This window comes from Gordonia hankookensis (genome assembly GCF_014673215.1).
Taxonomy (GTDB): Bacteria; Actinomycetota; Actinomycetes; order Mycobacteriales; family Mycobacteriaceae; genus Gordonia; species Gordonia hankookensis.
Genome location: NZ_JACWMS010000005.1, coordinates 69,496 through 92,214 on the forward strand (window position 1 = coordinate 69,496; position 22,719 = coordinate 92,214).

Sequence of the window (22,719 nt, forward strand, 5' to 3'; positions counted from 1 at the left end):
TCACCACCCGCCGGGAAGCGGACGCCCCTCGGCGAATCCGGCGGCGGACTGGATCCCGAGCACCACCTTCTCGTGTAGCTCGGCGAGCGTCCGGGCACCGGTGTAGGTCGCGGTGCTCCGCACTCCCGAGCAGATGTTGTCGATGAGATCCTCGACACTTGGTCGCTCGGGATCGAGCCGGATCCGGGAGCTCGAGATGCCCTCCTCGAACAGGGACTTGCGCGCCCGGTCGTAGGCGCCGTCCTTGGCCGACCGGGCCGCGACGGCCCGTTTCGAGGCCATCCCGAAACTGACCTTGTACGGCCCGACGGCATCCTCTTGCAGATCGCCCGGCGACTCGTAGGTTCCGGCGAACCATGACCCGATCATCACGTTGGACGCTCCGGCGGCCAGCGCCAGCGCGACGTCACGCGGGTGGCGGACCCCACCGTCGGCCCAGACGTGGGCACCGTGGCGGGTGGCGACCTCGGCACACTCGGCGACTGCCGAGAACTGGGGTCTGCCCACGCCCGTCATCATCCTGGTGGTACACATCGCGCCTGGTCCGACACCGACCTTGATGATCGATGCGCCTGCGTCGATCAGGTCCGTGGCGCCTTGGGCCGACACGACATTGCCTGCGGCGATCGGAACTCCGGGGTCCGCCGTGGCGACCGCCTCGAGTGCGGTGAGCATCTTCTCCTGATGCCCGTGGGCGGTGTCGATCACGAGCAGGTCGGCACCGGCCGCCGCCAGCGCCTTGGCCTTGCCGACCACGTCGCCGTTGATACCGACCGCCGCCGCGATCCGGAGGCGGCCGTTGGCATCGACATTCGGCTGATACACGCCGTGTCGCAGCGCCCCGACCCGGGACAGCACACCCGCGAGCCGCCCCTCGTCGTCGACGAGCACAGCGAGGCCGAGATGCTGGTCGTCGAGCCGGTCGAAGACATCACGGGACGCGGTGTCCACCGGCAGTGTGACGATGTCGGGATCGAGCACCTCGCGCACGCGTGCGAAGCGATCGACGTCGCGGCAGCGCTTCTCGGTGACGACGCCGATGGGTCGGCCGTCCTCGATGACGACCGCCGCTCCGTGCGCCCGCTTGGGGATGAGGGCCAGCGCGTCGGACACCGAGTCGTCGGCCGTCAGCGTCACGGGTGTGTCGGCGACGAGGTGCCGGGATTTGACGTAGGCGATGGACTCGGCGACCACCGGGATCGGCAGATCCTGGGGCAACACCACCAGTCCGCCCCGTCGGGCCACGGTCTCGGCCATCCGCTTGCCGGCGACCGCGGTCATGTTGGCGACCACGATCGGGATCGTCGTACCACTGCCGTCGACGGTCGAGATGTCGACGTCGAATCGCGAAGCGACGTCGGACCGATTCGGGACGATGAACAGGTCGTCGTAGGTCAGGTCGTGTGTGGGCCGATGGCCCTCGACAAATCGCACGGTTGGTTGCGGACTCCTCTCGCCCCCGGCCGATTCTATTCGGTCACTTCGGACCGGTCACCGCTCCACAGTGTGTGGAAGGTGCCCGGCTTGTCGATGCGCTGGTAGGTGTGTGCGCCGAAGAAGTCGCGCAGACCCTGTGTCAGGGCCGCAGGCAGCCGCTCGGCACGCAGCGCGTCGTAGTACGACAGCGAGGACGCGAACGCGGGCACCGGGATGCCCATCAGGGTGGCCGTCGAGACGACCCGTCGCCAGCTGTCCACCGCGTTCTCGACCGCGTTCCGGAAGTACGGTGCGAGGAGCAGGCTCGGCAGGTCCGGGTTCTCGGCGTACGCGTCGCGGATCCGGTTCAGGAACTTGGCGCGGATGATGCAACCGCCGCGCCAGATGGTCGCCAGATCACCCGGGTGGACATTCCAGCCGTATTCGGCACTGCCCGCGGCGATCTGGTCGAAGCCCTGCGCGTATGCGACGACCTTGGAGGCATAGAGCGCCTTGTTGATGTCGTCGATGAAGGTCTTCGTGTCGGTCGGCGCCGCGGCCAGTGTGCCCGGCTCGAGGCCTTGGGCCTGCTTGCGTTGGTCGGTCGCGCTCGAGAGTGCACGCGCGAACACGGCCTCGGCGATACCCGTGGTCGGGATGCCCAGGTCGAGAGCGGATTTGACGGTCCAGCGGCCGGTGCCCTTCTGGCCGGCGGCGTCGACGATGACGTCGACGAGCGGCTTGCCGGTCTCCGCGTCGGTCTGCGAGAGCACCTCCGCGGTGATCTCCACCAGATAGCTGTCGAGGTCTCCGGAGTTCCACTCGCGGAACACGTCGGCGATGTCGGAGACAGGCATGTCGAGCGCCTTTCGCATGAGGTCGTAGGCCTCACCGATGAGCTGCATGTCCGCGTATTCGATGCCGTTGTGGACCATCTTGACGAAGTGGCCGCTGCCGTCCGGGCCGATGTGGGTGCAGCACGGCTCGCCGTCGACCTGCGCGGAGATCGACTCGAGCATCGGGCCGAGCGACTTGTAGGACTCCACCGGACCACCCGGCATGATCGACGGGCCGTTGAGTGCCCCCTCCTCGCCACCGGAGATCCCGGCGCCGACGAAGTTGAGTCCACGCTCGGACATCGCCGACTCGCGGCGGATGGTGTCGGTGTAGAGCGAGTTGCCACCGTCGATGATGATGTCGCCGGGTTCCATGAGGCCGGCGAGCTCCTCGATGACGGCATCGGTGGGGTCACCGGCCTTCACCATGATCAGCACCCGGCGCGGGCGCTCGAGCGCCGCGACGAACTCTTCCATCGTCTCGGTCCGGACGAACGATCCCTCGGAACCGTGTTCGGAGATCAGGGCGTCGGTCTTCGCGATGCTGCGGTTGTGCAGGGCGACCGTGTAGCCGTGGTTGGCGAAGTTGCGGGCGATGTTGGAACCCATGACGGCAAGACCGGTGACACCGATCTGGGCCTTGCCCGAGTCGGTGGAATCGGAGCTGGCGGGCCGATTGGATTCAGCGGCAGTTGTCATGGCCTCAAGCCTATTGCCTTCGCGATCGCACCACGAGCGGGAGGGTGGTGTGACTCACGCGGCCGAGATCAGTCGGCTGAGTTCGGTCAGCCACGGGATCGCCACCGCGAGAGTCGGGACCACCAGGATCGCCGCCGCGGCGGAGTAGGCCGACAGTGCGAGCAGTCGGGTCGGCCGTTCATCGCGGAGCCGGCGGATTCTGGCCAGCGTGGTGGGGCCGCCGACCGCCATCGCGCCGCGCGGGGCCACCGCATCCGCGCAGGCGACGAGTGCGCGGCCGAGGGTGGTGGGAGCGGTGGCCCGGACGGCCTGGTCGTCGGCGAGTGCCTCGACCAGCAGTTCGACCGCACCGAGTGCCGAACTGCTCCGGACGACGCGGGGGAAGGCCTCGTGCACGGCGATGAACGCTTCGAGCACGAGGTCGTGGCGGGCGCGCAGATGGGCGCGCTCATGGGTGAGGACGGCGGTCAGTTCGTCGCGGGAGAGCCGCGCGACGACCCCTTCGCTGACCACGACGCGCTGTCGGAGACCGGGTAGGCAGTAGGCGAGGGGCTGCTCGACATCGATCATGCGGACGTCGCTGGCGAACAGCGGATGCGACGCGTCGCTGCGATCACACCGGTCCAGGATGTCGATCAACTGGCGATGGGCGTAGCGACGGGCGCGGGTGCGCACACCGACCCGGATCACGGTGTACATCAGTCGCGCGCCGACCATCAGGGTCAGGGCGAAGACACCGACGAGCGTCAGCCACAAGGGCAGTCCGAGCCGGTCGATCTCGTCGAACGGGTTCGTGGTCGGGGCGCCGTCGGGTCCCGGGGTCAGCAGATTCGCGGCGATCGCCAGGCCGCAACTGAACGCGGACAGCACACCGGCCAGAGCAATGGCCTGCCACAGCGTCATCGCTGCCCGAGGTGCCTTGACCGGCCAGGATGCGCGGGACAGAGCCTCCGCTGCCGGACCGACGAGCACCAGGGTCAGGATGCCGAAGAAGAGCGCAGTCATCGGAACTGTCCTTGCGTGGGCTGTGTGAAGTCGCTGCTGGCGTCTGGGCCGAATCTATCCTGTTTCCCCGGCTCCCCGGACGGCTTCGAGTTCATCGAGCGCGTGTCGTAGGGCGGCGGCCTCGTCGGCACCGACCCGGCCGACGAAGGAGACCAGAGCGGCATGACGCGATCCGGGCGCCTCGGCCTCCGACAACGCGTCGACCATGAGGCTCGCCACCAGATCCTCCCGAGGGTGGGTGGGCTGGTACTTGTGCGCACGGTCGTCGCGGATCTGCGTGACCAGATTCTTCTTGGCCAACCGCTGGAGCACCGTCATCACCGTGGTGTACGCCAGCGAGCGGTCGCGGGAGAGCGACTCGTGCACCTGCCGCACCGTCTGGGGGGTCGGGCTGGCCCACAGGGTGTCCATGACGGCGCGCTCGAGGTCGCCCAGTCCGTTCATTCTTTTCATTTTACTTCCGCTTCTCCTGTCCGCCCACATGGGACGTCACCCGTGTTTCCATCCCTGGTCACCCTCGTTTTGCACAACCCCTTGACAATATTGGTAAGGCTATCCTACATTTATCCCACGCGGACCGAGTGAGTGTCCTGAGGGCTGCAGAGACCCCCGGTCCACGCCGCGATAGGCCCCACGCTGTAACGCAGCGTGGGGCCTATCGGTTCCTCCGGGTCGGTTTGGTGCACTGTTCGAGGAGTCCTACGACGGGTTCGCGTCCGGGACCTTCCCGAGCCCGCACCGGCGTCTCGTGCCAATCTCTTGGGTATGAGCGTTGAGAACGAACAGTTGATCAAGGACACCTTCGGCCGCGGGTTCGACACCTCGCTGGGCCTTCGGCTCCAGGAGGTCGGGCGGGATCGCGTCGTCGCGGTTCTCGAGCTCGACGACAAGCATCACCAACCGTTCGGGATCGTGCACGGTGGCGTCTACTGCGCAGTGGCCGAGAGCGTCGCGAGCGTCAGCGCCTTCACCTGGCTGCAGGCCACCGGCATCGGTGGCACCGCCGTGGGAGTGAACAACAACACCGACTTCATCAAGTCGGTCAGTGCCGGGACGATCAGCGTCGAATCGTCGCCGATCCACCGTGGACGTCGCCAGCAGCTGTGGCGGGTCACCATGACCGACGATCAGGGTCGGCTCGTCGCGGCCTCGCAGGTACGGCTGCAGAACATCGAACTCCCGGAGGGGGTCGAGGTCCCGGCCATCCCGGCCGGCGCATGACCGATCGAGGGCTGCCGGCAGAGGTGCGGGCGCGTCTCGAGGAGATCCTGCGCCCGGTCGACGACGATCTCGCCGCGCGATATCCCGGTGATCGTCCGACGGCACAACCGGCGCACACCGTCTACGTGAGCGCGGCCGACGCCGACCTCGACACCCCGGCGTCGTGGGGTGAGCGGGCAGGCGAGATCGCCGAGGCTGCGCGCGACGTCGTGATCGAGTTGGCCTCGGGTGACGTGGTGGTCGCCGACCTCGCACGAAAACGTCTGCAGGACAACCCCGTCGAGGACCTCCGGATCGATCTCGAGGACGGCTACGGGTGGCGCGACGACGCGGTCGAGGACGCCGATGCACGACGCGCCGGCGAGATCCTCGCCCGATGGACGCAGATGAGACCGCATGCACCGCGCAGTGCGGGTATCCGCGCGAAGGGGCTCGGTGATCGTGAACGCGGCCGCGGGCTGCGCACATTGGAACTCGTGCTGGACAGTGCGGGGGGCGTCCCGGACGGCTTCGTCTTCACGGTCCCCAAGCTGCGTGACGTTCGGCAGGTCGACGCGGTCACCGTGCTGTGCGAGGCGTTCGAGCGTGCTCACGGTCTCGCCGACGGGACGCTGAGATTCGAGCTGCAGATCGAGATCCCCCAGGCGGTGCTCGGACCAGACGGTCGGGCAACCCTGGCCCAGGCGATTCACCGGGGGATGCCCCGGCTCACCGGACTCCACTACGGGACCTACGACTACAGCGCCGCGTGCGGCATCGTCTCGGCCCAGCAATCGCTGGCACATCCGGTCGCCGACCATGCCAAGGCGGTGATGCAGGCCGCCGCGGCCCAGACCGGCGTGTGGATCAGCGACGGTTCGACCCAGGTGATCCCGGTGGGCACCCCCGATCAGATCCAATCGGCGCTGCGGCGCCATCATGCTCTGGTGCTGCGGTCGGTGGAACGCGGGTTCTATCAGGGGTGGGACATGCATCCAGGGCACCTCGTCACCCGTTGGCTGGCCGTGATCGGCTTCTTCCGGTCTGCGATGCCCACCGCCGCCCGGCGTCTGGACTCGTATTTCGACCGTCGGTCCGGCGACGTTGTGGACGAACCCGCGACGGCTCTGTCGTTGGCGTCGGTCCTGTACCGCGGCGCGGCGGCCGGGGCGTTCACGGCCGACGAGGTCACCGAGATCGCGCCGTCGTGCACGGCGCAACGGTTGTCCGCCCTGCGCGCGGGTGGCGGCGCGCTGCCGTCCTGACGAGGTGATCGTCTGTCGGCGCGCCGTGCGATCCGCGGCGTGGCAGGATGTCATCTACCCCGGCGCCGGCGCACGAACTGTGTGCTGTCCCGGCCGTATTCGTCTCGCCAGGAGAGGGTCCGTTGCGTCTGTCGCCCCATGAGCAGGAGCGGTTGCTCATCTCATACGCCGCCGAGCTGGCACGTCGACGGCAGGGCCGTGGATTGAAGCTCAATCATCCCGAAGCGGTGGCAATCATCACCGACCACGTCCTCGAGGGGGCCCGCGACGGACGCTCGGTCGCCGAACTGATGTCGTCGGGACGGGAGGTGCTCGGACGTGCCGACGTGATGGACGGCATCCCCGAGATGCTCCACGACGTGCAGGTCGAGGCCACCTTTCCCGACGGGACCAAGTTGGTCACCGTGCACGACCCCATCGATTAGCGGCGCGAGAGGACCACGATGTCGCAGACGCAGTCATCCGTTGTGCCAGGCGAGGTGATCACCGCGAACGGCACCATCGAGATGAACGAAGGTGCCGACGTCACGACACTCACCGTCGTCAACTCCGGCGACCGGCCCGTACAGGTCGGAAGTCACGTGCACTTTCCACAGGCCAACCCGGCGCTCGACTTCGACCGCGTCGCCGCCCGGGGGTGCCGCCTCGACATTCCGGCCGGCACCGCCGTGCGGTTCGAACCGGGGATCGAGATGACCGTCTCACTGGTGCCACTGGGCGGTTCCCGCGAGGTCTACGGCATCTCGCTGGACGCACCCGGACCGCTGGGGCCGCAGGAGACGGCCGACGAACGTCACGAGGGGGACGACTGATGGCGACGCTCGGCCGAGACCGCTACGCACAACTCTTCGGGCCCACCGCAGGCGACCGAATCCGATTGGCGGACACCGACCTGATCATCGAGATCACCGAGGATCGGTCCGGTGGGCCGGGACGGGCAGGCGACGAGGCCGTCTTCGGTGGCGGCAAGGTGATCCGCGAGTCGATGGGCCAGAGCCGGGCCACCCGCGCGCAGGGCGCACCGGACACCGTGATCACCGGCGTCGTGATCGTCGACCATTGGGGGATCATCAAGGCCGACCTGGGTATTCGCGATGGTCGGATCACCGCGATGGGAAAGGCCGGCAATCCCGACACGATGGACGGAGTCCACCCGGACCTCGTGATCGGGCCGTCCACCGAGATCATCGCGGGTAACGGAAAGATCCTGACAGCGGGCGGTATCGACTGCCACGTCCACTTCATCTGTCCGCAGATCATGGAGGAGGCGCTGGGCAACGGCATCACGACCCTGATCGGCGGCGGTACCGGCCCGGCCGAGGGCAGCAAGGCCACCACGGTGACACCGGGTGCGTGGCACCTGAAGTCGATTCTCGCGGCCACCGACCACTGGCCGATGAACATCGCCCTGCTGGGCAAGGGCAACACCGTCAGTGCCGATGCCATGCACGAGCAGATCCGTGCGGGTGCCTCCGGTTTCAAGCTCCACGAGGACTGGGGGAGCACCCCCGCCGCGATCGACGCCTGTCTGCGGGTGGCCGACGAGACAGGCGTGCAGGTGGCGCTGCATTCGGACACGCTCAACGAGGCGGGATTCGTCGAACAGACGATCGGTGCGATCGCCGGGCGCAGCATCCACGCCTACCACACCGAGGGTGCGGGCGGCGGTCACGCACCCGACATCATCACGGTCGCAGCGTATCCGAACGTGTTGCCGAGCTCTACCAATCCGACCCGGCCCCACACCGTCAACACCCTCGACGAACATCTCGACATGTTGATGGTCTGCCATCACCTCAATCCGACCGTCCCCGAGGATCTCGCGTTCGCCGAGAGCCGGATCCGGCCGTCGACGATCGCCGCCGAGGACCTGCTCCACGACCTCGGGGCGATCTCGATGATCGGGTCGGATTCGCAGGCGATGGGCCGTATCGGCGAAGTGGTGCTCCGCACCTGGCAGACCGCCCACGTGCTCAGGTCGAAACGCGGATCGCTGCCGGGAGACGGTGCGGCGGACAACAATCGGGTCCGGCGGTACATAGCGAAGTACACGATCTGCCCGGCGATCGCGCACGGTTTCGACGATGAGCTCGGATCGGTGGAGACCGGGAAGCTGGCCGACCTCGTCCTCTGGAATCCGGCATTCTTCGGCGTGAGCCCCGATCTCGTGATCAAGGGCGGCGCCATCGCGTGGGCGGCGATGGGTGACGCCAACGCGAGCATCCCGACCCCGCAGCCGGTGCTGCCGCGACCGATGTTCGGGGCGGCGCCCAAGACCGCCGCGGCCACCTCGGTCAGTTTCGTCGCGCAAGGCGGGCTCGACGCCGGGATCGAGGAGTCCCTCGGCCTCGACCGCAGGCTCGTCGCGGTCCGCGACACCCGCCGAATCGGGAAGGCCGACATGCCGAACAACTCGGCGATGCCGGAGATCTCGGTGGAACCGGACACGTTCACCGTGCGGGTCGACGGCGAGGTGTGGGATTCCGAACCGGTCACCGAATTGCCCATGGCACAGCGATATTTCCTGTTCTGAACGGCGACGACGAAATGATTCCCGGGTCACCCGCATCCCGTTCCCAGCTCGCGATGATGCTGACGCTGGCCGATTCCCGGTTGCCCGTCGGCGGCCACGTGCATTCCGGCGGAGTCGAGCAGGCCGTTGCCGACCGGGTCGTCGTCGATGCGGAGAGCCTCGCGCGGTTCCTCCGCCTGCGCGTCACGACCAGTGGACTGGTGGCTGCCTCGATTGCTGCCGCGGTGACCGATGGCACGCTCGATGTGGTTGCGGCGGAGCAGGAAACGGATGCCCGGACGCCGTCGGCTGCCGCGCGGCGCGCCTCGTTGGCGCAGGGCAGGGGAATGCTGCGGCTGGCACGTCGTATGTGGCCGGAGGAGGACTGGGCCGCCCACGTGCCGCAGACCCATCTCCCGGTGATCTGCGGCGCCATCGGTCGCGTGTCTCGTCTGTCCGGTTTCCACACCGCGCTGATCCTCGCGTACACGACGATGAGCGGCTCGGCGACCGCCGGACAGCGACTCCTGGCGCTCGACCCGGCCGATGTGGCGGTGATCATCGCCGATCTCGGCGCCGAATGCGAGCGGGTCGCGGCGGCCGCGGCCGTCGAACTCGCCGACCTCTCCGACCCGATGCTGGACGTCTTCGCCGAACGTCACGAGCGACGCGAGATGCCGCTGTTCATGTCGTGAGGGTCATGTCGTGAGGGCCGCGCCCGGACTTCGCGACGTCCGTACCGATCACCAGACCCGGACCAGACCCGTACACCGAGACCGACCACCACCGGGACCGACCACCACCGGGACCGACCACCACCGAGAGGAAGTCATGCCACCCCATCTGATCGACGGAGAACCACACGGACACGACCACGCCCGCCCGCGTCGTCATCGCGAACCCGGCGAGGCACTGCGCATCGGAGTGGGCGGACCGGTCGGCTCGGGTAAGACAGCACTCGTCGCCGCGTTGTGCCGGCAACTGCGCGACGAGTTGTCGGTCGCCGTACTGACGAATGACATCTACACCACCGAGGACGCGGACTTCTTGCGGCGCAACGCGGTCCTGCCCGACGAACGGATCACCGCGGTGCAGACCGGCGGATGTCCGCACACCGCGATCCGCGACGACATCACCGCCAACCTCGACGCGATCGACGATCTCATCGAGGCAAACCCGCCGTTGGACCTGATCCTGGTCGAGTCGGGGGGCGACAACCTGACGGCCACGTTCTCCACCGGACTGATCGACGTACAGATCTTCGTGATCGACGTCGCCGGCGGCGACAAGGTACCCCGCAAGGGCGGCCCGGGCGTCACCTTCTCCGATCTGCTGGTGATCAACAAGACAGACTTGGCCGAGCAGGTCCGTTCGGATCTCGAGGTCATGCGGACCGATGCCGAGCGGGTTCGCGAGGGCCGCCCGACCGCGATGATCTCGCTCACCGAAGACCCGGCCGCGACCGACGTCCTGGCGTGGGTCCGCAGGCAGCTCGCCGAGATCGTCGTGGCGGGCTGACCCCGGGTGCACACCGAGATCGAGATCGTGGCCCGACGCGGTCGCTCACCCCGGGTGGCGGCGAGTGGTGGTCTGGCGCTGCGTCGGACCGGACCCGAGTCGGCGCACCTCATCAGCACAGCGGCCACACCTCTCGGTGGGGACACGATCGCAGTCCGCGTGAGCGTCGAGGCCGGTGCGGTCTTGCACCTGCGAACGGTCGCGGCGACCATCGCGCTGCCGTCGGTCGACCGTGTCGATTCGAGTTCGGCATGGACCATCGAGGTCGCCGACGGGGGGCGCCTCTACCTCGATCCGGAACCGATCGTCGTCGCAGGCGGCGCACATCACCGGACGACGACCCGCGTCGTCGCGCAACCGGACGCCACCGTGATCATCGCAGAGCACGCGCAACTCGGCCGTCTCGCCGAACTGCCCGAGCACGTCGTCCGGGCGCGCTGGGAGGGATCGCTGTCTGTGGACATCGGGGGCGGGCCGGTCCTGCGACATCGGCTGGCGCTCGGTGGGACCGGTCATCGAGCGGCGAGCAGCGTCTTCCGCTACCCGGACTCGCGCCCGTCCGAGGTGTCGTCGGATGCCTATGCGGCACGGCTCGAATTGGCGCGACCGCCAGGGGTGAACGGCGCGACACTCACCACCTCACTGGCGCCGACGACCACGCGGGCGCGCACCTTGTGCGACGACCTCGACCTCGCTCCGATGGCCCGCTGAGGAGACCATCGGAAGCGTCGGTGTCAGCTGGCCTCGGCGGTGGGATCGGTGGCGGATTCGCTGTCCTTGGCCGCGGCCACATCCGCGGACTCGGCTTCGACCTCGGGTATCGACTTCTTCTCCAGCTCGGACAACGCACCGAGCGCCGTACGCGCGTAGACCTGTTGTTCGGTCACCGCGAGCTGCGCCCGGCCCCGTGTGCTGAATGCGAAGAACCAGTTGATGAGGGTGTTCAGCCGGTTACGGAAGCCCACCAGGTAGACGAGGTGCAGCGCGAGCCACCCGAGCCAGGCGAAGTAGCCCTCGGTCTCGAACATCTTCTTGGTACCGGGGATGGGCACCTGCATGACCGCGCTGAAGCGAGACACCGTCGCCATCGAGCCCTTGTCGTAATAGCCGAACGGTTTGCGTTGTTCCTGCGTCTGCCCACGCAGGCCCGCCGTGATGGCGTCGGCCGCGTATCGTCCGCCCTGGATGGCGCCCTGTGCTACGCCGGGCACGCCATCGACGGCCATCATGTCGCCGACGACGAACACGTACGGAAATCCGGGGATGGAGAGGTCCGGCAGCACCTTCACCCGGCCCGCGCGGTCGAGTTCGACCCCGGACTGTTCGGCGAGCTGCTTGCCGAGCGGACTCGCCTGCACGCCGGCCGACCACACCTTGCACTGGGATTCGATCCGGCGCGTGGTGCCGTCCTTGTCCTTGACGACCAGACCGTCGTAGTCGACATCGACGACCATCGCGTTGAGCTGGATCTCGACGCCCATCCCCTCCAGCCTGCGGGCCGCCTTCTTGCCGAGCTTCTCGCCGAACGGCGGCAGCACGGCAGGCGCCGCGTCGAGGAGGATCACCCGTGCCTCGGTGGGATCGATGTTGCGGAAGGTGCCCTTCAGGGTCTTGTCACTCATCTCGGAGATCTGACCGGCCAATTCCACACCGGTGGGACCGGCACCGACGACGACGAAGGTGAGCAGGCGAGCCCGTTCTTCGGGATCGTCGGACAGTTCGGCCTGCTCGAATGCGCCCAGGATGCGACCGCGCAACTCGAGCGCGTGATCGATCGTCTTCATACCCGGCGCGTACTCGGCGAAATGATCGTTGCCGAAGTATGACTGGTCGGCGCCTGCCGCGATGATGATGCTGTCGAACGGGGTCACCGTGATCCGCTCCAACAGCCGGGAGGTCACCGTCTTCGCCTCGAGGTTGATGTCGAAGACATCGCCGAGCAGCACCTTGCTGTTCTTCTGCTTACGCAGGATCACACGTGTCGCCGGCGCGATCTCGCCCTCGGACACGATCCCGGTCGCCACCTGGTAGAGCATCGGCTGGAACAGGTGATGGGTGGTCCGGGCGATCAGGGTGACGTCGACATCGGACTTCGCCAGACGTTGGGCCGCGAAGAGTCCGCCGAAGCCGGAGCCGACGATCACCACATGGGGTCGCGCCGAGGTCGGAGTGGGGCTGCTCATCAGAGAACATCTCCTGTCGCTGGGAGGTCGGCTGCTGCCGCGCACCTACAACGGTAGTCAATCTTCGGAGTCCGGTCGCGACGAGGACCCCGGGGCGCGTCGCGCCGTCGCGCAGTCGTCAGGCCGTGAGGTCGGAGACCCCGTCGTGGATGTGAGTCCACCCCGCGGGCACCGCCGGTGACCACGAGCGGTGGGTGGGCTCTGACCAGCGCATCGTCAGCGTTTCCCAGTGACTGCGCAGGAGTTCGTACTCGACCTCGCCGCCACTCGTCGGGAACAGCACCCCGTCCTCGGACATCCGGATGGCGGAGAGCCGCATGCCCACCTTCTCCATGACACGCCGCGACGCGGTGTTCATCGCCATCGTGCTGGCGAAGACCCGCTCGGCGGCGATCTCCTGGAACGACATCGTGACCAGTGCGTGTGCGGCCTCGGTCGCCAGTCCTCGCCCCCAGGAGTCGCGACGCAGGCGGTAGCTCAGTTCGACCTCGGATCGGTTGCTGTGGCGTGGCGTGCGGAGTGCGAACCAGCCCTGAAAGGCCGACGATGTCCGGTCGACCGCGGTCCAGATCCCGGTTCGGTGAGCGCGGTGCTCGGCCTGGGCGCGGGGCAGGACCCAGTCCTCGATCACCTCACGCGGTGTGGGCATACCTCCGCTGACGAAGCGCATCACCGCCGGATCGCTGTCCAGCTCGACCAGCGCATCGACATCGTGCATCGCGACCGGACGTAGCCGTAACCGAACGGTCTCCAGGATCACGATCTCCCCCTTGCCTGCGTTGCCCATCGGTGAGTGTACGGTCCTGCCGCGCCGCGATGGGCGCAGAGCACGGGTGTGTTCGCGGCGTGGATCCTCTGTCCGTCGGCCACACCGTCGGGGGCACCCGTTAGGGTTTGCGATCGTGGCCGACGAATACCTCGAAGTACCCATCCAGCTGCGCTTCGGCGACATGGACATCAACAATCACATCAACAATGTGCAGTTCGCCCGGATCTTCGAGGAGAGCCGGGTGCGGTCGTTCGCGACCTGGCTGCCGGAGCGGCCGAAGGACTTCTCGGTACTGGTCGCACGACAGGAGATCGTGTTCACCGCGGTGCTCGAGTACTCCCACGACCCGGTGACCGTCCGGTCGTGTGTGAGCCGCATCGGGACGACGTCGTTCACGCTGTCACTGACTCTGGTCGACCCGGCCGGGACCACCTGCGGTGTCGCGGAGACCACGATGGTGTCGGTCGACCCCGCGACCGGGCGGCCCACCCCGGTCCCCGACGCGGTGCGGTCGATCCTCGAATCGCAGCTCGTCGTCGGAGCCGGGCTGCCCGTCCGCTCCTGACCGAGACCCGTCCGGAGGCTGGAGGGCGACCCGATGTTCCACCTGCACCGCGCCGAACGCACCGACGCGCTCGCCGACGCGCTCGCCGATCTGTTGCGGACTCCGCTGACGGATCCGATGGCCGCCGAGATCGTGTCGGTACCTGCGCAGGGCGTGGAACGCTGGCTCCAGCAGCACCTCGCCACGCGACTGGGGACCTCGGGAACCGGCAGCGACGGTGTGGCGGCCAACATCGATTTCTCGTCGCCGGCGATGTTGACCGACCGGGCCGTCGGCGACGCGCTGGCGACGGTCGGCACGACGACCGCGGGGGATCGCAGGCGTGGGCGGTCGACCGCAGGCGACCGATGGCGTCCGGCAGCCCTGACCTGGCCGGTACTACGGGTGCTCGACGAGATGATCGACGATCCGCGTCTCGCGGTGCTCGCGCGGCATGTCGGCGCGGACGGCCGCGCCGAGGCCGACGAGCATCGTCGCGGGCGGCGATTCGCGACGGCCCGACAGATCGCCCAGCTGTTCGACGCCTACGGGCGGCAGCGTCCGGCGATGCTGGGTGCCTGGGCCACGGGTGACGACACCGACGGCGTGGGAGCGGAGATACCGGCCGACCTCGCCTGGCAGCCCGATTTCTGGCGGGCGGTGCGGGCAGAAGTCGGCGAGGCTCATCCGTCGGAGGCGCTGGCCGAGGTCTGTGCCGTGTTGCGCGAGCGCGCCGATGCGACCGACCTCCCGGAACGGGTATCGGTGTTCGGACCGACACGGGTGACCGAATCCCTCCTGCAGGTGCTCGGCGCCCTCGGCGTCCATCGCGACGTCCATCTGTTCGTGCCGCACCCCGGCCCGGCGCTGTGGTCGGCGGTCGAGGAGGTGGCCACGCCCTCGACGGGACCTCGACGCGCCGACCATCGGCCGCCGGTACTCGCGCACCCGTTGCTCGCCAGCCTGTCGCGAGACATCCAGGAGCTACAGCGCCGCGTGGCCCCGGTGGCCGATCGTGTCACGCACCATCCGCCGGTCGGTGCCGTCGGTGCCGACACCGTCCTGACCGCACTCCAGGCCGGTATCCGCGACGACCGCCTCGACCACGCGATCGTGCCAGCCGACAGCTCGGTCGAGATCCATTCCTGTCACGGACCGGAACGCCAGGTCGAGGTCATGCGGGACCGGTTGCTCCACCTCTTCGCCGACGATGCCACGCTGCAGCCCCGCGACGTCCTGATCATGTGCCCGGACGTCGATGCCTTCGCGCCGATCATCCGCGGTGCCTTCGGCCAGCCGGGCCTGGGGCACCCCGCCTTCGAGCTGCGGGTGCGGCTCGCCGACCGCGGGCTACGGCACACGAATCCCGTCCTCGATGTGGTGGCGGCGGTGGTCGAGCTCGCGGCCGGGCGCGTCTCGGCGGGCGCCGTGCTGGATCTGCTCGGCCGGCCACCTGTCCGGCAGCGGTTCGCACTCTCCGACGACGATCTCGAGATCATCCGGGAGTGGCTCGTGGGCAGCAATGTCCGCTGGGCGATCGACGACACCCAGCGGTCGCGATTCGGTCTGTCTGGCTTCGGTCAAGGGACCTTCGAGGCCGGGCTGGACCGCATCCTGCTCGGTGCGGTCGCCGAGGAGGCCGACGGCGAGTGGCTCGACACCGCCCTTCCGCTCGCCGGGGTGGAGAGCACCGAGATCGATCTCGCCGGACGGTTCGCGGAGTTCATCACCCGCCTGTCGACGAGCCTGGGCGATCTGACCGGCACCCATCTTCCGGAGCGGTGGACCGAGATCCTGATCGGTATCGCCGACAACCTCGTCGCGACCGCATTCGACGAGGAATGGCAACGTGCACAGGCGATCCGATCGATCACGGCAGCCTTCGACGACCCGAGCGACGATCTGCGGCCGACAACGACGCCGCTGCGCCTCGGTGACGTCCGCGATCTGATGTCCGGTCTGGTGGCCGCCACGCCGACGCGCACCAATTTCCGTACCGGGGAGCTCACCGTCTGCTCGATGGTGCCGATGCGGTCGGTCCCGCACCGGGTGATCGTGTTGCTCGGTGTCGATACCGATGCATTCCCGCGAACCCGACGCACCGACGGCGACGACATCCTGGGCCGGTCGCCCCTGGTGGGGGAGCGGAATCCGCGTGACGAGGACCGCCAGCTGTTCCTGGACGCCATCTGTGCTGCGCAGGAGAATCTCTTGCTCTTCTACACCGGTGCGGATCCCGTTTCCGGACAACGTGTTCCGCCGGCCGTCGTGGTCAGCGAGCTCATCGACTCGGTCCGTGCACTCACCATCACCGCAGACGGAGAACGACCGGCCTGTACCCGCCTGCACACGTTGCACGGATTCGACGAACGCAATTTCGTGCCGGGTGCGATTGCCGGTGTGGAGGGGCCGTTCTCCTACGACCGGGCGCTCCTCGGCGGTGCGCGTGCGCTGGGCGCGGAGCCGGTGCGCCCCCCGCTGATCTCGGAGGTCGCTGTGCCGCCGGAGGAGCCCGAGGACGTCGCTCTCGACGCACTGGTGTCCTTCCTGACCAATCCGGTCGAAGGCTTTGTCCGCCAGCGTCTCGGCGCGCGGGTTCCCGACGAGGAACGTCCGCACGCCGACCAACTCGATGTCGAGCTCGGGGCGCTGGACCGATGGGGGATCGGAGACCGGTTCCTGTCCCGGATGCTCGCCGGGAGCGATCTCGCAGAATGCCAGGCCGCGGAGCTCCGGCGGGGTACGCTGCCGCCGTTCGCATTCGGGACGCGGGAGCTGCAGGTCATCTCCGCGGATGTCGAAGCCGTGTTCGCGGCGGCGTCGGCGGCGAGATCAGGCGCGTCGCAGACAACCGATGTGGTGGTGCCCCTGCCCGACGGTCGTCGCCTGCACGGCACCGTCGGCGACATCTTCGCCGGCACCACCGTCACCGCGACCTATTCGAAACTCCGCGCCAAGCAACGACTCGGCGCCTGGGTGCGGCTCCTCGCCCTCGCTGCCGCGGCGCAGGGAGACGAGTCCGTCTCGCCGATACGTGCGGCGGTGGTGGTGGCACGTCGGACCGGCCGCTCCGGTGGTGTGGCCCGGTCGTTGTTCGCCGTCCCCGACGATCCGCTCGCCATCCTCATCGATCTGATCGCGCTGCGTGACGCGGGACTCCGTCGCGTACTGCCGTTGCCGCTGGATCCGGGCGCTGACTTCGTCGACCATCACCGTCGCACCGGACGCGTCGACCGCGCATTGCCGGCCGCCCGCAAGGCGTTCGAGGGCGATTTCGGTGCCGGACGTGACCGCTATCTGCGGCTGGCATATACAGGCGACGTCACCGGTGCCGTCGGCTTCGACGTGCTGACCGAGGAGGCCATCACCGACGATCGGCGGTTCTGCGGTCTCGAGCTTCCGGGTGAGGCGGGAGATCCGGTGTTCGCCGGACTAGCCCGACTGGTGTGGGAGCCCCTCATGGACCACGAGACGATGACATGACCGACGCACCGACAGCATTCGACGTGACCGGGGAGTTGCCGACCGGTACCACGGTCCTGGAAGCGAGCGCCGGGACCGGGAAGACCTACGCGATCGTCGGACTCGGTGCGCGATTCATCGCGGAGGGAGTCCCGATCGACAAGTTGCTGCTCGTCACCTTCAGCCGGGCGGCAACCGCGGAGCTGCGTGAGCGCATGCGTGACCGGGTGTCCGAACTCGTACTGGCGCTGGGTGATCCGGACCGGTGCCGCACCGATGGCGATCCACTTGTCCGGCACCTGGGGAGTGGCGCCGACGACGAGGTGGCGACACGTCGCGAGCGTCTTGTCCGGGCGCTGTCGGACTTCGACGCCTCCACCATCGCGACCACCCACACCTTCTGCAACCGCATGCTCGACGCCCTGGGTTTCCTCGGCGAGCGCGAACTCGTCCATGAGATCGTCGAGGACGTCGACGATCTCGTGGACGAAGCCGCCCTCGACACCTATATCCGCGGATATGCGGGGGCCGACCGCCCGGAGATCTCGCTGGCCGATGCGACATCGATCGCACGGGATGCGGTTCGCCAGCCGGCGGCGACGCTCGCCCCGACGGCCGATCACCTCGGCGCCACGACCGGAGACGACGCGACGGTCGCGGCCCGGCGCGTGCGGTTCGCGGCCCGGGTCCGGCAGATCATCGAAGATCGCAAGCGGCTGTCACGTCTACGGACCTACGACGACCTCCAGATGATCCTGTTCCGGATCGTCACGGATCCGGTGGTGGGACCGGCCGCCTGCGAACGGATTCGAGCGGTCTTCGACGCCGTGCTGGTCGACGAGTTCCAGGACACGGACCCGCAACAGTGGGAGATCGTCCGACGTTGCTTCCATGGTCATCGGACGTTGGTGCTGGTGGGCGACCCGAAGCAGTCGATCTACGGATTCCGGGGCGCCGAGATCCTGAGTTATCTGCAGGCGGTCCGATCGGCAGGCGCGCTACGCGCACTCGACGTGAACCGCCGCTCCGACGGTGACCTCGTCGACGCACTCGGCACCCTGTATGGCGGAGCCGAACTCGGACACCACGAGATCGTGGTGCGCCCGGTCAGCGCCGACCGTACCGGCAGCCGGATCGACGGAGTGCCGCCGGTCCGTATACGGGCCTTTCCGCGCAAGGCGTTCCCGGTCACCGGTCGTAGCGGGTTCGCGGCGGTCGGGGTGGTGCGAGACCGGGTGATCGCCGACGTCGCCGCGGACATCGCCGGGCTGCTGGCGTCGGGCACGACCATCGAGGTCAACGGTGTCGTGCGCCCGGTCGAACCCGGCGACATCGCGGTGCTGGTCACGCTGAACAAGACGGTCCAGCCCCTGCAGCGACATCTGCAAGGCCATGGGGTCGCCGCGGTGATCGGATCGGGGACCAGTGTCTTCCACACCGCGGCTGCGCGACACTGGCTCGCGGTGATCCGTGCGATCGAGCAACCGGCCCGGGCCGACCTCGTCCGCCTCGCCGCACTGAGCCCGCTGATCGGTCGAGCGCCTGCGAACCTCGCCGCCGACGACGGCCCCGGCACCGCAGCATTGGCCGAGACCCTGCATGCCTTCGGGCGGGTCTTCGACGAGGGCGGATTCGCCGCGATGTCGCAACGACTGATGAGTCGTATGGCGGTCGCCGAACGGGTCCTAGCCGCCCCGGACGGCGAACGTGCGCTGACCGACCTCGTCCAGGTGGCCTCCCTGTGCAACACCGAGGTGATGGAGACCGACTGCGGATTGAGTGCGCTGATCGAATGGCTCGCGGATCGGATCGCGGACACCACCCGGTGGCAACGACACGAGGACCAGACCCGACGGCTCGACCGCGACACCGAGGCGGTGCAGATCATGACGGTGCATCGCAGCAAGGGATTGCAGTTCCCGATCGTGTACGTGCCGTTCGCGTGGGACGGCACGCGGAACTCGAACCGCGCGACCTTCACCTACCACGACGATTCCGGCGACCGCATCCTCGACGTGGGTGGCAAGGAGGCGCCCGGATATCAGGCGCGGTGGCGGCGACACGAGAGCGAGGCCGCAGGCGAAGAATTGCGCCTGCTGTACGTGGCGCTCACCCGTGCACAGTCTCAGGTGGTGATCTGGTGGGCACCTGCGTACTTCACCAAGAACTCGGCACTGCATCGGCTCCTGTTCGGCCGGAAGCCGGGAACCGCACTCGTACCGGAGAGCTTCGACGTCCCCGACGACGACACGTGTGGTCGGGTGCTCACCGGGTACGGGAGCGCCGACGGGCCGATCCGTGTGGAGGTCGCCGGGCGCGACGGTGCCGACTCGGCCACGCCGCGGCCACCCGCCCGCGCGCGGGCCGGATTGTCTGTCGCACAGTTCGACCGTGTCATCGACCAGAATTGGCGCCGCACATCGTATTCGGCGATCGTCGCGGCGGCGGGTCACCATGTCCACCAGCCGCTGCTCGCAACGGGGAGTGAGGCTGTGGACGGACTGATCGTCGACGAGCCCGTCGAGGAGGTGGCCGACACCGCCGGCCCGACGACGGCGGCGATCGGCGGTACGCCGTCGCTGATGAACGGCATGCCCTTCGGCGCGGCCTTCGGCACCCTCGTGCACGAGGTGCTCGAATACGTGGACACCGATTCCACCGACATCACCGAGCACGTGCGGGAGCTCTGCGCCACCGCGATCGACGGTCGGATGGTGGACGTCGACGCCGACCGCCTGTCGACGGCGTTGGTGGGGGTGCTGACCACCCCGTTGGGGTTCGGTGATCTGTGGCAGGTGCGCCCGGGGAACCGACTCGCCGAGCTGGACTTCGAGTTCCCGCTCGCCACGGGATCGCAGTCGACGACCGGGACAGACCCCGCTGCGGTCACGATGGCCTCGATCGCCGATCTCATGGATCGTCACCTTCCTGACGACGATCCGCTCATCGGCTTCGGTACGCGCCTGCGTGAGCTGCCACCTCAACGCATTCGCGGCTACCTCACCGGGAGCATCGACTCGGTGCTGCGGACCCCGGACGGCCGATTCGTGGTGGTCGACTACAAGACCAACCGACTGCGGCCGGGGGATCTGACCGCCGAGGATTTCGACCGCGAGTCGATGGCCGCGGAGATGATCAGCGCCAACTATCCCCTGCAAGCCTTGCTGTATTCGGTTGCGCTACATCGATATCTGCGGTGGCGACTGCCAGGGTACGACGCCACCGAACATCTCGGGCCCGTGCAGTACCACTTCGTCCGGGGGATGGTCGGTCCCGATACCCCGCCCGGCTGCGGCGTCTTCGAATGGCAGGTCCCGTCCGGGCTGGTCGAGGAGCTCTCGGATCTGCTCGGGAAGGGGACATCATGACCACGAACCGCCACGACGGATCCGGCGGGCCGGAAGCGGACGGTTCGCGGACGGCCCGCACCGAATTCGATCCGCGTGCGGTCGTCGCCCACGACGGTGTCCTGGGATTGCTGAACACATCGGGACTGCTCGACGCCGCGGATGTCCACGTGACCCGGCGCCTCGTGCATCTCAGTGGGGGACAGGTGAGCGAGACCGCACAGATCGGGGCTGCGCTGGCCGTGCGGGCGGTGCGACAGGGCTCGACCTGCCTGGCCATCGCGCGAATCCCGGAACTCGTCGCCGACGACGAGGCGGTCTCCGCGGTGATGCCGTCCTCCGCCGAGCTGGAACGGGCGCTTGCGGACAGCGTCCTGGTCCGCGGTGGTGCCACGGGACCGTTGCGGCCGCTGGTTCTCGCCACCTCCGACGACGGACCGTTGCTGTACCTGCGCAAGTATTTTCGTCAGGAAGAGCTGATCCGATCGGTGTTGGGTGAGAGGCGCTCGTCGCGGCCCGATGTGGACGTCACCGACGTCGCGTCGGCAGTCGACGCCGTGTTCGGCCCGGCCGGGCCGGGAGACGCGGATCTGCAGCGCATCGCCGCGCAGATGGCGGCGGTGAGTTGGACATTGGTCGTCGCAGGCGGACCGGGAACGGGCAAGACGTACACGGTGGCCCGGATCCTGGCGGTCCTCGATCGCCTCGCCGGAGGCGGTGCCCGCATCGGGCTGTGCGCTCCGACGGGTCGTGCGGCGGCGCAGTTGCAGGCGGCGGTGTCGGCCGACGACGCCGCACCGCGGTCGGTGCGCGCGGTCACGGTGCATTCGCTGCTGGGTTGGCGGCCCGGTGCAGCACCTCGGTTCGGACAAGGGAACAAGCTCCCGCACGACGTCGTCGTGGTGGACGAGACCTCGATGCTCTCCATGACGGCGATGAGCAAACTCCTCGACGCGGTACGGCCAGATGCCCGGGTGATCCTGGTCGGTGACCCGCATCAACTCGCGTCGGTCGAGGCGGGCGCGGTCCTCGCCGACCTCGTCGACGGCGAGGATGCGACGCCGCCCGCCCCGATCCCGTCCGGACTTCTCGACGACGGCGTCATGTCGACCGTCGCCGACCGCGATGGTGTCGAACGCGGTGTCGTCACGCTTCGCCGGGGGCACCGCTTCGGGGGCGGCATCGCCCGGGTGGCCGCGGCCATCAACCGCGGGGATGCCGATTCCGTCCTCGACCTGGTCGGCGATCCGACGGTGACCGATGTGACGTTGGTGTCGGCCGATGACCTCGACGATGTGCGTTCCGATGTCGCGACCTGGGGATCAGCGCTGCGCGCGGCAGCGGTGGCGGGCGATGCCTCCGCGGCGCTCGACGCGCTCGACGGTCAGCGCGTTCTCTGCGCCCACCGGGAGGGCGTCTGGGGCGTCCAGGGATGGTCGCGCCGCGTCGTCGACTGGCTGGCGGAACTCCCGGATCACCCCCCGAACCTGTCCGTCGACTCGACGTCGCGTCATGCCGGTCAGCCGCTCCTCGTCACCGCAAACGATCGGCAGACCGGGACGTTCAACGGTGACTGCGGTGTCGTCGTCCGCACGGGCCTCGCATCGGACACCCTCGATCCGGAGGGGGATGGATTACGGGTCGTGTTCCGGCGCGGCGAACACCTCTTCGAACTCCATCCCACGCAACTCGCCGACGCGGTCCCGATGTATGCGATGACGATCCACCGGAGTCAGGGCAGCCAGTTCGACGGCGTGACCGTGATCCTGCCGCCGGAGGGCTCGGAACTGCTCACCCGTGAATTGCTCTACACAGCCGTCACCCGCGCCCGGCAGCGGGTCCGCATCGTCGGCTCGCCGGAGGTGCTGGCCGCCGCTGTGGCACGTCGTGTCCAGCGTGCCAGCGGGTTGCGGTCGCCGATCCGCGTCGCGGAGCCGACCTGATCGCTTCGGCAACCATCAGA

18 protein-coding genes are annotated in these 22,719 nt (G+C 68.4%); 12 read left to right on the plus strand and 6 right to left on the minus strand.

Going from position 1 to position 22,719, the window contains the following annotated elements; translation table 11 throughout:
- From guaB1 to IDF66_RS20820, 4 genes are read right to left on the minus strand one after another with little or no spacing between them, the layout of a single operon-like run.
- A complete protein-coding gene (gene guaB1, locus IDF66_RS20805; RefSeq protein WP_164309891.1) occupies positions 1 to 1,434 on the minus strand; it encodes a GMP reductase in 1,434 nt (477 codons plus the stop codon).
- Between the two features lie 35 nt (positions 1,435 to 1,469).
- Entirely contained in the window at positions 1,470 to 2,951 is a 1,482-nt protein-coding gene (gene gndA / locus IDF66_RS20810) for an NADP-dependent phosphogluconate dehydrogenase (RefSeq protein WP_164309890.1), read from the minus strand.
- A 54-nt stretch (positions 2,952 to 3,005) separates the two neighbouring features.
- Complete coding sequence (locus IDF66_RS20815; RefSeq protein ID WP_190268443.1) at positions 3,006 to 3,956, minus strand: M56 family metallopeptidase; 951 nt, start codon at positions 3,954 to 3,956, stop codon at positions 3,006 to 3,008.
- 54 nt (positions 3,957 to 4,010) lie between these two features.
- The gene (locus IDF66_RS20820) at positions 4,011 to 4,409 is read right to left on the minus strand and encodes a BlaI/MecI/CopY family transcriptional regulator (RefSeq protein ID WP_190268444.1); all 399 of its coding nucleotides are present in this window, start codon (positions 4,407 to 4,409) and stop codon (positions 4,011 to 4,013) included.
- A gap of 312 nt (positions 4,410 to 4,721) precedes the next feature.
- On the opposite strand from IDF66_RS20820, the gene IDF66_RS20825 reads away from it, so the two are divergent.
- From IDF66_RS20825 to IDF66_RS20860, 8 genes are all read left to right on the plus strand, one after another.
- The gene (locus IDF66_RS20825; RefSeq protein WP_164309887.1) at positions 4,722 to 5,177 is read left to right on the plus strand and encodes a PaaI family thioesterase; all 456 of its coding nucleotides are present in this window, start codon (positions 4,722 to 4,724) and stop codon (positions 5,175 to 5,177) included.
- Positions 5,174 to 6,421 (plus strand): DUF6986 family protein, encoded by a 1,248-nt coding sequence (locus IDF66_RS20830; RefSeq protein ID WP_190268445.1) that lies wholly within the window; start codon positions 5,174 to 5,176, stop codon positions 6,419 to 6,421. The genes IDF66_RS20825 and IDF66_RS20830 overlap by 4 nt, the downstream gene beginning before the upstream one ends.
- Positions 6,422 to 6,543: 122 nt before the next feature.
- Positions 6,544 to 6,846 carry an urease subunit gamma gene (locus tag IDF66_RS20835; RefSeq protein WP_164309885.1) on the plus strand — a complete coding sequence of 101 codons (303 nt, stop codon included), beginning with the start codon at positions 6,544 to 6,546 and terminating at the stop codon, positions 6,844 to 6,846.
- 18 nt (positions 6,847 to 6,864) lie between these two features.
- The gene (locus tag IDF66_RS20840) at positions 6,865 to 7,233 is read left to right on the plus strand and encodes an urease subunit beta (protein WP_190268446.1); all 369 of its coding nucleotides are present in this window, start codon (positions 6,865 to 6,867) and stop codon (positions 7,231 to 7,233) included.
- The gene (locus tag IDF66_RS20845; RefSeq protein WP_164309883.1) at positions 7,233 to 8,954 is read left to right on the plus strand and encodes an urease subunit alpha; all 1,722 of its coding nucleotides are present in this window, start codon (positions 7,233 to 7,235) and stop codon (positions 8,952 to 8,954) included. Before IDF66_RS20840 ends, IDF66_RS20845 begins: the two co-directional genes overlap by 1 nt.
- A gap of 14 nt (positions 8,955 to 8,968) precedes the next feature.
- On the plus strand, positions 8,969 to 9,628 hold the full coding sequence (locus IDF66_RS20850) for an urease accessory protein UreF (protein WP_190268447.1): 660 nt from the start codon (positions 8,969 to 8,971) through the stop codon (positions 9,626 to 9,628).
- Between the two features lie 136 nt (positions 9,629 to 9,764).
- A complete protein-coding gene (gene ureG / locus IDF66_RS20855) occupies positions 9,765 to 10,451 on the plus strand; it encodes an urease accessory protein UreG (RefSeq protein WP_190268448.1) in 687 nt (228 codons plus the stop codon).
- 6 nt (positions 10,452 to 10,457) lie between these two features.
- On the plus strand, positions 10,458 to 11,162 hold the full coding sequence (locus IDF66_RS20860) for an urease accessory protein UreD (RefSeq protein ID WP_190268449.1): 705 nt from the start codon (positions 10,458 to 10,460) through the stop codon (positions 11,160 to 11,162).
- A gap of 23 nt (positions 11,163 to 11,185) precedes the next feature.
- Here IDF66_RS20860 and IDF66_RS20865 read toward each other — a convergent pair whose 3' ends face one another.
- Both IDF66_RS20865 and IDF66_RS20870 read right to left on the minus strand, forming a co-directional pair.
- The gene (locus IDF66_RS20865; protein ID WP_164309879.1) at positions 11,186 to 12,634 is read right to left on the minus strand and encodes an NAD(P)/FAD-dependent oxidoreductase; all 1,449 of its coding nucleotides are present in this window, start codon (positions 12,632 to 12,634) and stop codon (positions 11,186 to 11,188) included.
- 118 nt (positions 12,635 to 12,752) lie between these two features.
- Positions 12,753 to 13,394 (minus strand): GNAT family N-acetyltransferase, encoded by a 642-nt coding sequence (locus IDF66_RS20870; RefSeq protein ID WP_190268657.1) that lies wholly within the window; start codon positions 13,392 to 13,394, stop codon positions 12,753 to 12,755.
- Positions 13,395 to 13,536: 142 nt separating this feature from the next.
- Here IDF66_RS20870 and IDF66_RS20875 point away from each other — a divergent pair, with 142 nt between their 5' ends.
- From IDF66_RS20875 to recD, 4 genes are read left to right on the plus strand one after another with little or no spacing between them, the layout of a single operon-like run.
- Entirely contained in the window at positions 13,537 to 13,968 is a 432-nt protein-coding gene (locus IDF66_RS20875; RefSeq protein WP_317628793.1) for an acyl-CoA thioesterase, read from the plus strand.
- 33 nt (positions 13,969 to 14,001) lie between these two features.
- The gene (gene recC, locus IDF66_RS20880; protein WP_190268450.1) at positions 14,002 to 17,430 is read left to right on the plus strand and encodes an exodeoxyribonuclease V subunit gamma; all 3,429 of its coding nucleotides are present in this window, start codon (positions 14,002 to 14,004) and stop codon (positions 17,428 to 17,430) included.
- The gene (locus IDF66_RS20885; protein WP_190268451.1) at positions 17,427 to 20,777 is read left to right on the plus strand and encodes a UvrD-helicase domain-containing protein; all 3,351 of its coding nucleotides are present in this window, start codon (positions 17,427 to 17,429) and stop codon (positions 20,775 to 20,777) included. Before recC ends, IDF66_RS20885 begins: the two co-directional genes overlap by 4 nt.
- Positions 20,774 to 22,699, plus strand: coding sequence for an exodeoxyribonuclease V subunit alpha (recD, locus tag IDF66_RS20890; RefSeq protein ID WP_190268452.1), 1,926 nt, complete (start codon positions 20,774 to 20,776; stop codon positions 22,697 to 22,699). Before IDF66_RS20885 ends, recD begins: the two co-directional genes overlap by 4 nt.
- The last annotated feature ends 20 nt before the right edge of the window (positions 22,700 to 22,719 follow it).

Bases quoted from the DNA above. Each gene is read 5' to 3' on its own strand.
- gndA (WP_164309890.1), bottom strand. From the start codon at position 2,951: ATGACAACTGCCGCTGAATCCAATCGGCCCGCCAGCTCCGATTCCACC.
- IDF66_RS20815 (WP_190268443.1), bottom strand. From the start codon at position 3,956: ATGACTGCGCTCTTCTTCGGCATCCTGACCCTGGTGCTCGTCGGTCCG.
- IDF66_RS20820 (WP_190268444.1), bottom strand. From the start codon at position 4,409: ATGAAAAGAATGAACGGACTGGGCGACCTCGAGCGCGCCGTCATGGAC.
- IDF66_RS20825 (WP_164309887.1), top strand. From the start codon at position 4,722: ATGAGCGTTGAGAACGAACAGTTGATCAAGGACACCTTCGGCCGCGGG.
- IDF66_RS20830 (WP_190268445.1), top strand. From the start codon at position 5,174: ATGACCGATCGAGGGCTGCCGGCAGAGGTGCGGGCGCGTCTCGAGGAG.
- IDF66_RS20840 (WP_190268446.1), top strand. From the start codon at position 6,865: ATGTCGCAGACGCAGTCATCCGTTGTGCCAGGCGAGGTGATCACCGCG.
- IDF66_RS20845 (WP_164309883.1), top strand. From the start codon at position 7,233: ATGGCGACGCTCGGCCGAGACCGCTACGCACAACTCTTCGGGCCCACC.
- IDF66_RS20850 (WP_190268447.1), top strand. From the start codon at position 8,969: ATGATTCCCGGGTCACCCGCATCCCGTTCCCAGCTCGCGATGATGCTG.
- ureG (WP_190268448.1), top strand. From the start codon at position 9,765: ATGCCACCCCATCTGATCGACGGAGAACCACACGGACACGACCACGCC.
- IDF66_RS20865 (WP_164309879.1), bottom strand. From the start codon at position 12,634: ATGAGCAGCCCCACTCCGACCTCGGCGCGACCCCATGTGGTGATCGTC.
- recC (WP_190268450.1), top strand. From the start codon at position 14,002: ATGTTCCACCTGCACCGCGCCGAACGCACCGACGCGCTCGCCGACGCG.
- IDF66_RS20885 (WP_190268451.1), top strand. From the start codon at position 17,427: ATGACCGACGCACCGACAGCATTCGACGTGACCGGGGAGTTGCCGACC.
- recD (WP_190268452.1), top strand. From the start codon at position 20,774: ATGACCACGAACCGCCACGACGGATCCGGCGGGCCGGAAGCGGACGGT.